This is a genomic window from Allobosea sp. P1_A7 (assembly GCF_056406775.1).
Map to the genome: position 1 here is coordinate 1 of NZ_JBFTZN010000157.1, position 13,522 is coordinate 13,522.

Below are 13,522 nucleotides of genomic sequence, written 5' to 3' on the forward strand. Positions count from 1 at the left end.
GCTTCTGGTCGACGCCATCGCGGCGCGGGCGGCCGCGCTCGGCTTTGCGCAACTGCTGACCGGAATCCGCTGCACGGCAGGCGATCCCACAGCGCTGGCCGAAGACAAGGCGGCACTGACGCAGGCGCTTGGCGAGATGGTCGAAGCCTGTATCGCGACCGACCAGGCTCAGGCCGTCATCATCGGAGGCGGCCCGCTCGGCGAGGCGGCCGGCGCCTTGCAACCGAGATTCTCGACGCCGGTCATTTCGCCGATCCCCTGCGCGGTCGCATACCTGCTCGATCAGATCCCGGGCGCGCGACGAGAGGCCCCGATGGTCGCGGTAACGGTCGGCAGATAATCCGATCCGGCATGCCAACTGCTTGTCGGCACATCGCTGCACCGGACGTGCGCTTGCCCGAAAAGGGCGCCAACAATCCGCCCAGGCCTGGCGCTGTCGCAGCCCGTCGCAACGGGCGCGCTTCAGCTTTTCGCTGGATTGCCAACAGTCCCGAAACCAGCGGGTTCGTTCCGATGTCGGGGCTCGAAAAATCTCTCCCGCAGGCCCGAACTCGGTCAGCCGACCGTGGTCGAGCACCATGACATGGGAGGCGACGTCCCGGGCGAAGGCGAGTTCATGCGTCACGATCAGGGAGGTGCGCCCGCCCAGCGCGAGCCCCTTCACGACGTTCAGCACTTCCGCCGTGAGCTCGGGATCGAGCGCCGAGGTCGGCTCGTCGAAGAGCATGATCGAGGGTTCCATCATCAGCGCGCGGGCGATCGCGATACGTTGCTGCTGGCCGCCGGAGAGCCGGGCCGGATAGGCCTCCTCCTTGTCGGGAAGTCCCACCTTGGCGAGCAGGTCGCGGGCGCGCTCGACCGCCTTGTCCCGGCTCCAGCCGAGCACGCCGATCGGCGCCTCGATCAGGTTCTTCAACACGGTGAGGTGCTGGAACAGGTTGAAGGACTGGAAGACCATGCCGATGCCGGTGCGGAATGTCGCCACCTGCCGATCGCTCAGCTTGCGGGCGCCGCGCGCCAATCCCTGCGGCGTCAGGCTGACATCGCCGACCGTGATCTCGCCTCCCTGAAAGCCCTCGAGCCGGTTGACGCAACGCACCAGCGTGCTCTTGCCCGAACCGCTCGAACCCAGAACCGCGACGGTGGCGCCGTGGGGGATCTCGGCGCTGACGTCGTGCAGGACCTGCAACTCGCCATAGGACTTGCTGATCGACCGGAAAGCGATGGCGGGGCCGGCCGCCGTGATGGCCTCGTTCATGCCGCAGCTCCGAAATAGCCGGTCGTCGGCAGCTTGCGCGTCGCCCAGCGGACCGAGCGCGAGATCGCGAAGACGACGACGAAATAGATCATGGCGATGATCGTGTAGATCGGCATGGTCAGGAACGTCGCGCTGACGATCAGGCCCGCCTGGTACATGAGATCGGGCACCGCGATCACGGAGACGATCGACGTCGACTTGAAACAGGTGACGAACTGGTTGAGCAGGCCCGGCACCGATCGCATGATCGCCTGCGGCAGCACGATGCGCGCCATCAGCCGGGCATGCGTCATGCCGAGCGACTTGGCGGCCTCGACCTGTCCCTTGTCGACCCCCTCGATGCCGCCGCGATATTCCTCGGCGAGATAGCCGCTTGTCTGCAGCGTCAGCGCGACGAGCGAGCTGCAGAAGGCCGTGAATTTCAGCCCGAAGATCTCGGGCCAGGCGTAATGGACCCAGACGAGCTGCACCAGGATGGGCGTGTTGCGGCAGAACTCGACATAGAAGGTAGCCGGCACGCGGACCCAGCGACGGCGTGAGAGCATGCCCAGCGCCGCGATCAGGCCCACGACCAGCGCCAGCAGCATCGACAGGACCGAAAGGGAAATCGTGATGCCGAGCCCGTAGAGCAGCGCGTCGCGAAACTCGTAGAGGATGGTCAGAGTCCGCTGCATCGCTGCTCTCTCTTTCTCAGGCTCGGGCAGAATTACTTCTTGGTGTCGAAGAGCGAGGTCCGCGACAGATAGGAATCGTACAGCTCGGCGGCGCGGTTATTGGCGACGATCCAGGCTGCGAAGGAATCGAGGAAATCCTTCCAGTCGGAGTCTCCGTAGCGGATTGCCCAACCATTCTGCTGCGTGCTGAAATCGCCCTCGAAGGCGGGCGCCGCCCATCCATTGCCCTGCACCTTCGTCCACCAGCGAATGGTGATGCCGTTGGCGAGCGCGATATCGGCGTCGCCGCGGCGAACGGAGTCAAAGGCCGCGAGATCCGTGTTGACCTGCAGCGCCAGGAGCTTCGCCTTGGGGAAGATGCGCTGCGACACTTCATGATCGCGGCTGCCGGCGACGACGGCGATCGTCACGGACGGATCGTTGAGGTCCTCGACCTTCTTGAACCTGGCGGCCTTCTCCGTGCTGACCACGCCGTTGATGCCCTTGGCGGCGAAGGGCCGCACGAAGTTGATCTCGAGCGCACGCGGGGCGTTGTAGAGCAGGCTCGCGCCGAACAGGTCGCAATCGCCGCGGTTGAGCGAAAGCGGAGCCATGCCGAACTGAACCTCGACCGGTTCGACCTTGACCTTCATCCAGCTCGCCAGCTCATTGACGAGATCGACGAAGACGCCGGTCCATTGGCCGTTGCGCGGATCCTTGTAGCTGTCCGGCGTGACCTGCGCGTAGCAGACCTTGAGCACGCCCTCGCGCTTGACCTTGGCGAGCACGCCCTCCTTGGGTTGCGCCGCGGCTGGCAATGCCAGCGCGAGCACGCCGGCGGCGAGCACGGCGCCCTTCAGAAACCCGAAACCGATCATCGACTTATCCCCTCTTTTGGTTGTTCTTTAGTCAGAAGCGCTTCATTCGGCCGCTCGTGGCATGTCCCGCGCCTTGCGAGGCTCGAACATCCTGGCGAAGTGATCGGGAATCGTGCCGTCCTGCGTGAGACCGGAGGCGGCGCTGATTTTCCACCATGCGACATCGGCCTCGTGCACGACGATGCATTCGAGGCTGCGCTTGACGTTGTCGCCCTCGGGCGAATGGCAGGCGGCGATGTGGGCGATCGATTCCGGCAGGCCGACCGTCAGGCAGATATAGGCACCATAGACCGGATGGCGAAGCGATGGCCGCCCGACCAGGCTGGCATCGGCCTTCCACCGCGCCTGGTTCTCGGGGTCGCATTCCCAGGCCTTGCCGACATCGTGACAGAGGCCGCCGCAAATGACGACGTCCCGGTCGATGACCGCCTCAGGATAGATTTCGGCGAAATAGTCGACCGAGGCCAGCGCGAGCCGGGTCACGCCGCTGAGATGGAAATTCTGGCCGCCGCGCCGCATCACCATGATGCCGGGATTGGCCTCTCCCGGGATCTCGCTGATGCGCGAGAAGCTCGACTTCTCCAGCGCCAGTGCCCAGGCGTCGATGGCCCCCTGCCGCAGCGTCGGATCGCTGATCCACTCGATCTCGGGCAGATCCTCCAGAATGCTCTTGCGTAACCGATCCATGTGCTGCCCTTCCGCGGCCGAAAGCTCCGTTGCAGGGGAAGCTAGATGGCAAAGAACGCATCGTAAAATTTGATTTTCGGATATCACATCATTGCATAATGCAATGTGAGACCCGCGCGAGGATCAGCCCATGCGACCGACGACGGCGCAGCTCGAGACGTTCTTCTGGATTGCCCGGCTGGGCTCGGTGAAGGAGGCCGCGCAACATCTGAATCTCGCGCAGCCGACCATCTCGCTGCGCCTTCAGGAGCTTGAAGCGCAGTTCCAGCGAACGCTCTTCGAACGAGGCGGGCGGCGGCTGGTCCTGACCTTCGCCGGTGAAGCGCTGCTGCCGCGCGCGGCGGCGCTGGTCCAGGAACTGACGGGCATTCGCGAACTCATCACGGGGGAGGCGCAAAGCACGGGCGGCGTGGTCCGCGTCGGATTGTCCGAAACCTTTGCGCATATCTGCCTGTCGGGCTGGATGAAGCTGCTCGCCCGCGATCTGCCGGGCGTGCAACTCGACATCGCTGTCGGAACGAGCGCGGAACTCGAGCATCAGGTGGTGGAGCGCCGCCTGGACCTGGCATTCGTCATCAATCCCGTCGGCGATCCCAAGCTCGCGGTCATTCCGCTCGGCATCCAGGACGTGACCTGGGCCGCAGCGCCGGAGCTCGAACTCCCACAGCAGATCACGCCGCAATTGCTCGCCTCCCAGATCGTCATCACCAACCCGCACCCGTCGCCGATGTACCGCCAGATCATCGACTGGTTTCGCGAAGACGGGATTGAACCGGAGAAGATCTGCCGTTGCACGAGCGTGACGCTGGCGACGGAACTCGTTCGCCAGGGTCACGGCGTCAGTCTGCTGCCGACGCCGCTGATCGAACCCTACCTGCGGAACGGAGCGATCCTGTCACTCCTGCCGAGCAGGCAACCCACGCCGTCCCGGCTGTATTGCATCTATCGATTTGCGGAGCAGAACCGGCTCCTGGACGCGGTGCTTGCGGCGGCGCGGTCCGCGATCGAGACGCTGAACTTCCTGCGCAATTGACGCCGTCGCCCTGTGGTGACGGTTTTTCGCATTCAGCATGCCCTCAGCGATGAGAGTCGATCACGCTGCGCTGGGACGGTTTCGTCCAAACGCAGCGTGATCCGGCGTATCCATTCACATGCGGCGGTGAGCCGACGGGCTCAGTTCTTCTGGAAGTGGAAGCCTTCAGCGAAGGTAAGCTCCACCATATCGCCACGCCTCAGGCGCCTGATTCCGTCTTGAATGCCGGGATCCGTGACTTCACGCGTCCGCGGTCCAAGCGGCCCGACATAGTTCACGACGCCTGTCGCCGGATCGAAGCTCTCGAACCTCGCGGTTACGGTCAGTGTCCGCACGATGAACTTGTCCGGCAGGTTCTGGAAGCTCGGGCTGCTGACCGCCTCGGTATAGACGATCGTCGGCTTGGCGCCCTTGCGAGCGCGCTTGGCACCAAGGATCACGCCCTCGACGCGTCGGATCCGGACGTTGTCACCGGCGTTGATATTCTGCAGATCGCCGAACACGGACGGCACCGCGACGGGCCAGGTCTGGCGGCCCTGCCGGACGATCACCATGCGCTCGGCGGGATTCACCTCGGCAACCTCGACATCAAGCTGCTCGACTTCCACCGGGCCGACGCCGGCGACGATGACTGTCTGGCTTGTCACGGTCGGACCGGTCGCGCAGCCCGCAACCCCCACCGCCAGCGAGACTGCAAGGACCAAGCTCATTTGCTTCAACATCGGGCTTCTCCACTTTCAAAGGCAATCCGGTTTGAGACCTTTTGCCGGCCTCCGGATTCGATCGGCAGATTATGGAAGGTAGGAATGGATGACTGGGCGAGCTTCAGGAAGAAAAGGCCAAGTTCGGCCGCAACACAATAGGGGCTCGAGCAACAACCTGCCTGGGCGCGATGAGACGWAGCCTCAGCGGTCAGCTGCGCGACGCAGGGCACGAGCGACGCCTCGTCGGCGGGGGGCGCGGAATCCCGAGGCTGTTCGGTGGCGAGCCTGGTGGGAGCGAAGAAAGCGGAGAGGCGGCCTTCGGCACGCCTCTCCGTCCTCTGTCAGCGGCGCAGGCGCGTCCAGACGCCGTCGCGCAGCTCGCGCGCCTTGAGTGAGCAATCCTTCACCGGCCGGAAACGCGTCATCAACGCTTCGGGCGGGTTGATGGCGGGATTGTCGCGCAGCTCGGCCGTCATGAACGCATCCGAACCTTTGATGGCGTTGTTGTAGCCGCTGAAATTCGAGGCTTCGGCGGCGTTCCGTGGGTCCATCATCCAGTTCAGGAACAGCTTGGCGTTCTCCGGGTTCGCAGCGCCCTTCGGCACGGAGAAATTATCGCCCCACAGGTTCATCCCCTCGGTCGGATAGACGAAGACCGCAGTCGGCAATTTGGCCCTGGCGCGGTGCGAGGCTCCGTTCCACTGCTGATGCAGCGCGACCTCACCGGCTGCGACGCGATCGATCGTGCCGGTCGAGGAATAGATCTTCACGCTCGGCTTCTGCTTCGCCAGAAGCTCCAGGATGCGCTGCGCATCGGCGGGGTTCTCGGTGCAGGTATCGAGGCCGAGATAGATCGCCGCGGCGCTGAACATTTCGCCCTGATCATTCAGCGCGGCGATCTTGCCGACGAGTTCGGGGCGCGGTTCGAAGAATTCCTTCCAGCTCTCCGCCAGCTTGCCGCCGGGAACCTTGGCGGAATCATAGGTGAAGCCGGTCGAGCCCCAGAGATAGGGAACGGAGTATTCGCGGCCCGGATCGGCATCGGGGCGATCATGCGGCGCCTTCACATTCCCAAAATTCGCGAGCTTCGCCGCATCGACCTTCTGCAGCAGGTTGGAGCGGATCATGGTGGCGAGCACGGAATTGGTCGGCACGACGATATCGTAGCCGCCGCCGCCCGCCTGCAGCTTGGCCAGCATGGTGTCGTTGCTGTCATAGACGTCGACGCTGACCTTGACGCCGGTCTCGGCTTCGAAGCGCTTGAGCAGATCCGGCGGGACGTAATTCGCCCAGCTGTACAGCAACAACTGCTTGGACTGGGCCAGCGCGATACCTGGTGCGCTGGCGAGCGCCAGCGCCGCCACCGCAAGACGGAAATAATGTTTCAAGACGCTTATCCTCCCTTGTGTTGACTGGCGGGCCGCCGTCCGAGCAGGAAGGCGACGCCGATCACGGCGATCGAGGTGAGAAGCAGGATCGCCGAGAGTGCGTTGACTTCGGGCGTGACGCCGATGCGGATCATGCCGAAGATATAGACGGGCAGCGTCGTGGCGCCGGGACCGGCGACGAAATAGGTGATGACGAAATCACCCAGCGAGCTGATGAAGGCGAGCAGCGCGCCGGCGAGAATGCCGGGGCCGAGCAATGGCAGTTCGATGCGCAGGAACCGCTGCCATGCCGAGGCGTAAAGATCGCTCGCGGCCTCGATCAAAGCGGGGTCGAGGCCCGCCAGGCGCGAGCGGATCGGATAATAGGCGAATGGGATGCAGAACACGGTGTGCGCAAGGATGACCGAGAGCAGGCCGAGCGGCGCCCCGATCAGYACGAAGAGCAACAGCAGTGCCACCGCCGTGACGATTTCAGGGACCAGCAGCGGCAGTCCGAGCAAGCCTTCGACGACACCGCGATAGGCCGAACGCGTGCGCGCGACGCCAAGCGTTGCGGYGGTCGCCGCTGCCGTCGCCAGCACCGTGGCAATGCTCGCCGTGATCAGCGAGTTCTTCGCCGCGCGCAGCATGTCGCCATTGTCGAGGACCACCGCGTACCATCTGACGCTGAACCCGGTCCAGATCGTCGTCAGGTCGCTGGCGTTGAACGACAAGGCGACGAGCGTCACGATCGGCAGATACAGGAAGACGAGTGCCAGCGCGGCGATGACGCTGGCGCCGGGAATGTGCAGCAGGTTCTGGTCGCGCATCATGACAGGCGCTCCGCACGCCGCCGCACCAGCGCAAGCAGCGCCAGTGACAAGAGCAGGATGAGCACGAGCACCAGCGCCAGCGCCGCTCCGAACGGCCAGTTGCGCGACGCGCCGAACTGGGCCTGCACGAGATTGCCGATCATCAGCGACTTGCCGCCGCCCAGAAGTTCCGGGCTGACATAGGCGCCGAGACAGGGCACGAAGACGAGAACGGCGCCCGCGACGATGCCCGGCATCGCCAAGGGCAGCACGACGCGGGTGAGGACGCGGATCCGGTCGGCGCCGAGATCGAAGGCCGCTTCGATCAGCCGCCGATCGATCCGCTCCAGCGCCACATAGACGGGCAGGATCATGAAGGGCAGGAACGAGTAGGTCAGGCCGATCCCGGTGGCCCATGGCGTGTAGAGGATGTCGAGCGGCTGGCTCGTGATCCCGAGCCATAGCAGCAGGCTGTCGAGCTGGCCGCCATTCCGCAGGATCAGGATCCAGGCGAAGTTGCGCACCAGGAGATTGGTCCAGAACGGCACCGTCACCAGAAACAGGATGATGGCGGCGCGGCGCGGCGACAGCGTGGTCATGTAGAGCGCGGTCGGCAGGCCGATGGCGAGCGCCAGCACCGTGGTGATCGCCGCGAGACGGAATGAGCGGCCGAATATCGCGATATAGTCGCTGTTGAAGGAGATGGCGCCGAGCAGATCGCGCTCGAGCAGCAACTTCTCGTAGGCGACAGCGGTATGGCTGCCCCAGAGCACGCCGCCGAAGGGCGCGCGCTCCAGCGTCGAGACGTAGACCATCAGCAGAAGCGGCGCGACCATGAAGGCCACGAGGAACAGCGCGGCCGGCGCGGTGAGGGCGATATCGCGGGAGCGGAGCTCGTTCATGCCGCAAAGGCCCTGACGGCATCGCTCGGAAAGGCAAAGCCGCTGACCTGCCCGATCAGTGCCGTGACATCGGCATCTCCCGGCAGGCGGGCCCGCAACAGGGCCCCGCCCGGCAAAGACGCATGCAGCATCAGATCGCTGCCACGATAGACGGCCTGGCGGGCCTGGCCGCGCAAGCGCGATGTCTGCGCCGGCACGACGGCGACGCGTTCGGGGCGCACGACGAGCATCGCCTTCTCGCCCGGCGCAAGGAGGCCGGCATCGGCGACGGCGATCGGGCCATCATCGTCTGACGCGCCTGCCAGGCGGAAGCTCCCGCCATCCCCGCTTCGATCGACGCATATCGCAGGCAGGAGATTGGCCTCGCCAATGAACTCGGCAACGAAGAGATTGGCCGGGCGCTCGTAGATATCGGCTGGTCGCCCGATCTGCATGACGGCGCCGCCGCGCATCACGSCGAYGCGGTCGGACATSGYCAGCGCYTCYTCSYGGTCATGGGTGACGAAGACGAAGGTGATGCCGGTTTCGGTCTGAAGCCGCTTGAGCTCGATCTGCATCTCCTTGCGCAGCTTGAGGTCGAGCGCCGACAGCGGCTCGTCCAGCAGCAGCACTTTCGGTTCAGGCGCCAGCGCCCGCCCGAGGGCGACACGCTGCTGCTGTCCGCCCGAGAGCTGGGCGGGCCGGCGGTCGCCAAGCCCGTCGAGGCGCAGCAGGCGCATCATCTCGGCAACGCGCGCCCGAATGGCCTCGCGCGGCCGGCCGAGCATCTCGAGCGCGAAGGCGATGTTCTGCGCCACGCTCATATGGGGAAACAGGGCGTAGCTCTGGAAGACCGTATTGACCGGCCGGCGGTTCGGCGGCGTTCGCTCCATTGCGGTGCCATCGAGCAGGATCGCGCCCGAATCCGGATTTTCGAAACCGGYGATCATGCGCAGCAGGGTTGTCTTGCCGCAGCCCGACGGGCCCAGAAGCGTGAAGAACTCGTTCTTCAGGATATCGAGCGAGACGCCGCCCAGCGCAGGCTGACTGGCGCCGGCGAAGGTCTTGCGTACCGACGAGATGGCGACGGCTGCATCGGTCATGGGGTTTCCTTTGCCGGCCGCGATGCTCGCCGCCGCATCTGCTGGAACTGGTCGCCGAGCTGATGGCGCCAATAGATGAACTGGAATGCGGCCCGGCCAGCCGAGCCTGCAGCGAAAGGCAGCCCGAATGGCGCGAAATGCCGGTGGCGGTCGTCACCGTCGGCGATGGCGCCGGCGATCAGCTCGCCGGCGAGCGTGGTGTTCACCAGGCCCAGGCCGCCAAAACAGGCGGCAGCCCATAGTCCTTGTTCCAGGGGGCCGATCACCGGCATGCGGTGCCGGGCGATCGGCATCAGGCCGCCCCACGCCATCTCGACCTTCAGATCGGCGAGTTGCGGATAGATCCGCGCCATGTCGCCACGCAGCAGCCGCGCCAGCCGCGCCGCGTTGGGTTCAAGCGCGCTCGCCCGCCCGCCCCAGAGCAGCCGTCCGTCGGGCAGGACGCGATAATAATCGGTGGCGACGCGCGTATCCGAGACGGCGGCGTCGGTCGCGATCGCCTGCCTGATGCGCCCGGGTGCGGGCTCCGTCGTCATCACGAAACTCGCGACCGGCACCGTCGCAAGTCCCAGGCGCCTGTGGAGCAGGCCGAGATGCGCACCACCGGCAAGCACGACATGACGGGCGGAGACGGCGCCGGCCTTCGTCGCGACAGTCCAGGCCGTGCCCCGGCGCTTCAGCGAGACGACGGCGGCGCCTTCGTGCAGGTGTGCACCGTGCTGCGCCGCAGTGGTTGCCATGCCACGCGCCAGATTCAGCGGATGCAGCTGAAGCGACGAGGGATTGAGATACCCGTCGGCATAGCGATCGGTCGCGAGCATCGCGCCGAGCTGGGCCGCCGGCAGATGAACGAGGCCCGCATTGAAGCGCTCGTTCATGGCTGAGACATAGGAGCCCAGGCTGTCCGGGTGTTCCGCCATCCGGCACCGCRGGGCGCCGTGGCCGACGAGCACCGTCGGACCCAGCGCTTCGGCCCGGCGACGAACGATGGCGAGCGCCTCGCTGCTCAGCCGCCAGAGCGCCCTGGCTTCGTCGATGCCGACGCGATCGGCCAAAGCCGGCATCGCAATCGGATAGCCGCGCGTGGCAAGACCGCCATTGCGTCCCGATGCGCCCCAGCCGATGCGGTGCGCCTCCAGCAGGATGACGGACCGCCCGCGCTCGGCCAGCGCCAGCGCGGCTGCGACGCCGGCAAGGCCACCGCCGACAATGCAGGTCTCAGTCTCGTGATCTCCGTCCAGCCCCGGCCAGCGCGCGTCGTCGGTTCGCGTCGCCGCGTAATGAGTGGGTGGGTAGCCGCTCATCGCTAGTAGCCACCACCGGCGATCAGGCGCGCGGTCGCGACAGCCAGCGGTGCGAACCGCTCGCGCACCGTGCTCTCGTCGAATTCGGCATAGGACATGGCGATGTGAACCGCAGCCCGCGGCAAGCCGCGCATATCGACCACGGGTGCCGAGACCACGATCTCGCCAACCAGGGTTTCCTGCACGGAGATCGCGAACCCATCCGTCCGGGCGCGGTCGATCGCCGCCATGATCTGATCGACATCGGTGACGGTATAGGGGGTCAACTGCCTGCGGTTGCTGCGTTCGACCAGGGCCAGGGCTTCCGCCTCCGACAGGCGCGACAGCATGGCCCGGCCGCCGGACACGCAGAAGGCGGGGATGCGGCGGCCGACCAAGGTTGCGCCGAACGCCTCCCGCTGGCTTTGCAGACGCACGACGTAAAGAATGTCGGTGCCGTCGAGAACGCTGAGATCGACCCGCTGCTGACAGTTCTGGCGGAGGTCGGCGAGATAGGGGGTCGCCACCTCGACCAGCGGATCGCTGCGCAGATAGGCATAGGCGAACCCGAGCGCGCGCCGCGACAGACTGTATTTGCGGGTCGCCGGATTCCTCTCGAGATAACCGAGCGCATAGAGCGAGAACGTGAAGCGCTGCGCTGCGCTTTTGTCGAGGCCGGTCGCGGCTGCGATCTCGGTGATGCCCATCTCGCGCTGATCGGGAGTGAAGGCTTCCAGCACCGCGAAGCCGCGCTGCAACGAGCCGACGAACATGGGGCTGGCAAGCATGCGCGCCCGATTGTCCTCTTCGCTTTCGGAACGCTCAGGTGCCTCTGCGGCATCCTGCTCATCTCTCATCGCGCTCTCCCTCGTTTCCCCGAGCTTATTCGCGCACATGAATATCGCAATAAGATTTTTAGTATTTTATTTTAGACAGAGAGTTCCGCCGTGGTGGGCCGTGTGATCCCCGGAAAGGGCGGTTGCCCCCGGGGGCGGCTGCCCCTGAGGCAACCGCCGGATGAGTCCGGACGCGATCGACGGGCGTCCGGCGCCGCAAGGCCGGTTCGCTTTGTTTCCAGCCTGACCAAGCCCTTGCCGCGTTCACAAGGTGAGGCCGGCTCGCGGTCGTCGCGATCTCAGCGCATCAGATCGTCCCGCGCGGCCGGATCGTCATCGCTAAGGCATCGGCCCGAAAAGTGGATTGCGGTTTTCGGAAAAGCCGATGCAAACACAGAAGGTTAGATCATCGGACCGGATACGATATCCGGTCCGATGATCTGGTGGATAGAATCTGACGTATGGTAACCGGCCACGATCGTCCTTCCGGCTGGCGGAAGGACGCCAGGGACTATGCGGATTAGCTGACGTTCCGAAGGTCGCAGGAGGGTGGTTAGCGGATTGTTGGATCCGGCTCCTGAGGGGCGCGAGGCGGACATGATCCAGTCGCCAGCTTCAAAGCATGGCGTCTTACGTCCGGCGGCCAAGCGTTCATGCGGTCGGCAAAGTCCCGATCCTCGCCCGCGAACAAGGACCGGATAGTATCCTCGAAGCCAGGAAGGTCACCGGCCAATGCGTTGAGAAAGCGGTAGGCGGCTTCGCGCGCGGCCTTGGCTTGGGTCTGGCCGCCATCGGATCGGCGAGCCGCGTCTACGAGGCGCCGTAAAACCTGTGACGTCCCGCCGGGCTGCGCGGAGAGCCATTCCCAGTGTCGGGGAAGCAGTGTGACCTCTCGGGCGACGACGCCTAGTTTCGGCCGCCCACGCCCGCGAGGCTCTGCATCGGTGTCCGAAGCCGTTTGCGTCCTGGCCGCCGCTGTCTCTCGCTTCCCCCGCTCGCTGAGACGGACCACGACTTCGGCGGTCGTGCCTCGCAGGTCGAGATCCACGACGGAGCCCGTAGCATCGTCGAAGACGAGAATGGACGCGTCAGCGCGGTCGCCTTCAGCGGCCTTGATCGCCAAGGCCACGTCAATCAGAGATCCAGCCGCTAGCTGCTCCGTGCCGACGAAAGCGGTGCACAACTTGGACAGGTAATCGGACATAGGATCCTCCACTGCGAGTTATTACCCGGCCAAAAAGGCACACGTCAATATTATCCGGGTAATATTGCTTTCTCAAACTGCTTCGGCTAGCTGTCGCCGCCGTCAGGAGGCGCTCACGTCATGAAACGCGAAGATCGGAAGGCAGCCGTAGCGGCCTATCGGAAACGAGAGATCGTGACCGGCATCTACGCCGTTCGCTGCATACCCACCGGTGCGGTCTGGGTGGGACAAGCTCCTGACTTGTCCACGATCCAGAACCGGCTTTGGTTCACCCTGCAGCTCGGAAATAACACGCATCGTTCCCTCCAGGACGCGTGGCGCGCCGAAGGGACGGAGGCATTCACCTTCGAGATCATCGAGCGTCTTGAGGAAGAAGAGAGCGACTATGTTCGCGCTCGCCTGCTGCAAGAGCGCCTAACGCACTGGGCAGACAAACTACAGGCTACCCGGATTTGACGGCTGGAAGCGGACGATGATGAAGAACCTGAACAGTAACGGCATCACCCTGGCCTATGACAGCTTCGGTGAGGAAGCGGCGGAGGCCATCCTGCTCATCTCCGGACTGGGGACGCAGATGATCCGCTGGGCTGATCCCTTTTGCGGGGAACTGGCCGCGCTGGGTTATCGCGTCATCCGGTTCGACAATCGGGATGCCGGGCGTTCAACCTCCTTCGCCCAGCATGGAACCGTAGATGTCGGAACGTTGGTGTCTCTCCTCATGGCGGGACAGCGGCCACCTGTGACCTACACACTTGCCGACATGGCCGCGGATGCAATCGGCCTGCTTGATGCCCTCTCCATCCCGCAGGCCCATGTTGTTGGG

Annotated in this window: 15 protein-coding genes and 1 pseudogene; 4 read left to right on the forward strand and 12 right to left on the reverse strand. The window is 65.0% G+C overall.

What is annotated here, in order from left to right; all coding sequences use genetic code 11:
- Positions 1-64: 64 nt before the first annotated feature.
- A complete protein-coding gene (locus AC1D34_RS23865) occupies positions 65-340 on the forward strand; it encodes a hypothetical protein (RefSeq protein ID WP_476825521.1) in 276 nt (91 codons plus the stop codon).
- 153 nt (positions 341-493) lie between these two features.
- On the opposite strand, the pseudogene AC1D34_RS23870 reads toward AC1D34_RS23865, so the two are convergent.
- The 4 genes and pseudogenes from AC1D34_RS23870 to AC1D34_RS23885 all read right to left on the reverse strand — a co-directional run.
- A pseudogene (locus tag AC1D34_RS23870) lies at positions 494-1,258 on the reverse strand (amino acid ABC transporter ATP-binding protein); the annotation flags it as partial.
- Positions 1,255-1,932 carry an amino acid ABC transporter permease gene (locus AC1D34_RS23875; protein ID WP_476825511.1) on the reverse strand — a complete coding sequence of 226 codons (678 nt, stop codon included), beginning with the start codon at positions 1,930-1,932 and terminating at the stop codon, positions 1,255-1,257. The pseudogene AC1D34_RS23870 and the gene AC1D34_RS23875, both read right to left, overlap by 4 nt.
- A gap of 32 nt (positions 1,933-1,964) precedes the next feature.
- On the reverse strand, positions 1,965-2,789 hold the full coding sequence (locus tag AC1D34_RS23880) for a substrate-binding periplasmic protein (protein WP_476825512.1): 825 nt from the start codon (positions 2,787-2,789) through the stop codon (positions 1,965-1,967).
- A gap of 42 nt (positions 2,790-2,831) precedes the next feature.
- Positions 2,832-3,476, reverse strand: a complete 645-nt coding sequence (locus AC1D34_RS23885; RefSeq protein WP_441493649.1) for an HD domain-containing protein — start codon at positions 3,474-3,476, stop codon at positions 2,832-2,834.
- Between the two features lie 130 nt (positions 3,477-3,606).
- Between AC1D34_RS23885 and AC1D34_RS23890 the strand changes: the two genes are divergently transcribed.
- Positions 3,607-4,509 carry a LysR family transcriptional regulator gene (locus tag AC1D34_RS23890; protein WP_476825513.1) on the forward strand — a complete coding sequence of 301 codons (903 nt, stop codon included), beginning with the start codon at positions 3,607-3,609 and terminating at the stop codon, positions 4,507-4,509.
- Between the two features lie 140 nt (positions 4,510-4,649).
- Here the strand turns inward: AC1D34_RS23890 and AC1D34_RS23895 are convergent, their stop codons facing one another.
- From AC1D34_RS23895 to AC1D34_RS23930, 8 genes are all read right to left on the reverse strand, one after another.
- Positions 4,650-5,219 (reverse strand): hypothetical protein, encoded by a 570-nt coding sequence (locus tag AC1D34_RS23895; RefSeq protein WP_441493647.1) that lies wholly within the window; start codon positions 5,217-5,219, stop codon positions 4,650-4,652.
- 335 nt (positions 5,220-5,554) lie between these two features.
- Positions 5,555-6,601, reverse strand: coding sequence for an extracellular solute-binding protein (locus AC1D34_RS23900; protein ID WP_476825514.1), 1,047 nt, complete (start codon positions 6,599-6,601; stop codon positions 5,555-5,557).
- Between the two features lie 5 nt (positions 6,602-6,606).
- The gene (locus tag AC1D34_RS23905; protein ID WP_476825515.1) at positions 6,607-7,413 is read right to left on the reverse strand and encodes an ABC transporter permease; all 807 of its coding nucleotides are present in this window, start codon (positions 7,411-7,413) and stop codon (positions 6,607-6,609) included.
- Complete coding sequence (locus AC1D34_RS23910; RefSeq protein ID WP_476825516.1) at positions 7,410-8,294, reverse strand: ABC transporter permease; 885 nt, start codon at positions 8,292-8,294, stop codon at positions 7,410-7,412. Before AC1D34_RS23910 ends, AC1D34_RS23905 begins: the two co-directional genes overlap by 4 nt.
- Positions 8,291-9,376: an ABC transporter ATP-binding protein gene (locus AC1D34_RS23915; protein ID WP_476825517.1), complete on the reverse strand. Its 1,086-nt coding sequence runs from the start codon at positions 9,374-9,376 to the stop codon at positions 8,291-8,293. The genes AC1D34_RS23910 and AC1D34_RS23915 overlap by 4 nt, the downstream gene beginning before the upstream one ends.
- Positions 9,373-10,680, reverse strand: a complete 1,308-nt coding sequence (locus AC1D34_RS23920) for an NAD(P)/FAD-dependent oxidoreductase (protein WP_476825518.1) — start codon at positions 10,678-10,680, stop codon at positions 9,373-9,375. The genes AC1D34_RS23915 and AC1D34_RS23920 overlap by 4 nt, the downstream gene beginning before the upstream one ends.
- Positions 10,681-10,682: 2 nt before the next feature.
- Complete coding sequence (locus AC1D34_RS23925; protein WP_476825519.1) at positions 10,683-11,516, reverse strand: IclR family transcriptional regulator; 834 nt, start codon at positions 11,514-11,516, stop codon at positions 10,683-10,685.
- Positions 11,517-12,048: 532 nt separating this feature from the next.
- The gene (locus AC1D34_RS23930; RefSeq protein ID WP_441493640.1) at positions 12,049-12,699 is read right to left on the reverse strand and encodes a DUF2239 family protein; all 651 of its coding nucleotides are present in this window, start codon (positions 12,697-12,699) and stop codon (positions 12,049-12,051) included.
- A 120-nt stretch (positions 12,700-12,819) separates the two neighbouring features.
- Here AC1D34_RS23930 and AC1D34_RS23935 point away from each other — a divergent pair, with 120 nt between their 5' ends.
- Together AC1D34_RS23935 and AC1D34_RS23940 are read left to right on the forward strand one after the other, a co-directional pair.
- Positions 12,820-13,155 carry a GIY-YIG nuclease family protein gene (locus AC1D34_RS23935; protein ID WP_441493639.1) on the forward strand — a complete coding sequence of 112 codons (336 nt, stop codon included), beginning with the start codon at positions 12,820-12,822 and terminating at the stop codon, positions 13,153-13,155.
- Between the two features lie 16 nt (positions 13,156-13,171).
- A partial coding sequence (locus AC1D34_RS23940; RefSeq protein ID WP_476825520.1) for an alpha/beta fold hydrolase occupies positions 13,172-13,522 on the forward strand: 351 nt, incomplete at its 3' end.

What these genes read in the sequence shown, in the direction of transcription:
- AC1D34_RS23875 (WP_476825511.1), bottom strand. Translation starts at nt 1,932, where the DNA reads ATGCAGCGGACTCTGACCATCCTCTACGAGTTTCGCGACGCGCTGCTC.
- AC1D34_RS23880 (WP_476825512.1), bottom strand. Translation starts at nt 2,789, where the DNA reads ATGATCGGTTTCGGGTTTCTGAAGGGCGCCGTGCTCGCCGCCGGCGTG.
- AC1D34_RS23885 (WP_441493649.1), bottom strand. Translation starts at nt 3,476, where the DNA reads ATGGATCGGTTACGCAAGAGCATTCTGGAGGATCTGCCCGAGATCGAG.
- AC1D34_RS23890 (WP_476825513.1), top strand. Translation starts at nt 3,607, where the DNA reads ATGCGACCGACGACGGCGCAGCTCGAGACGTTCTTCTGGATTGCCCGG.
- AC1D34_RS23895 (WP_441493647.1), bottom strand. Translation starts at nt 5,219, where the DNA reads ATGAGCTTGGTCCTTGCAGTCTCGCTGGCGGTGGGGGTTGCGGGCTGC.
- AC1D34_RS23910 (WP_476825516.1), bottom strand. Translation starts at nt 8,294, where the DNA reads ATGAACGAGCTCCGCTCCCGCGATATCGCCCTCACCGCGCCGGCCGCG.
- AC1D34_RS23925 (WP_476825519.1), bottom strand. Translation starts at nt 11,516, where the DNA reads ATGAGAGATGAGCAGGATGCCGCAGAGGCACCTGAGCGTTCCGAAAGC.
- AC1D34_RS23930 (WP_441493640.1), bottom strand. Translation starts at nt 12,699, where the DNA reads ATGTCCGATTACCTGTCCAAGTTGTGCACCGCTTTCGTCGGCACGGAG.
- AC1D34_RS23935 (WP_441493639.1), top strand. Translation starts at nt 12,820, where the DNA reads ATGAAACGCGAAGATCGGAAGGCAGCCGTAGCGGCCTATCGGAAACGA.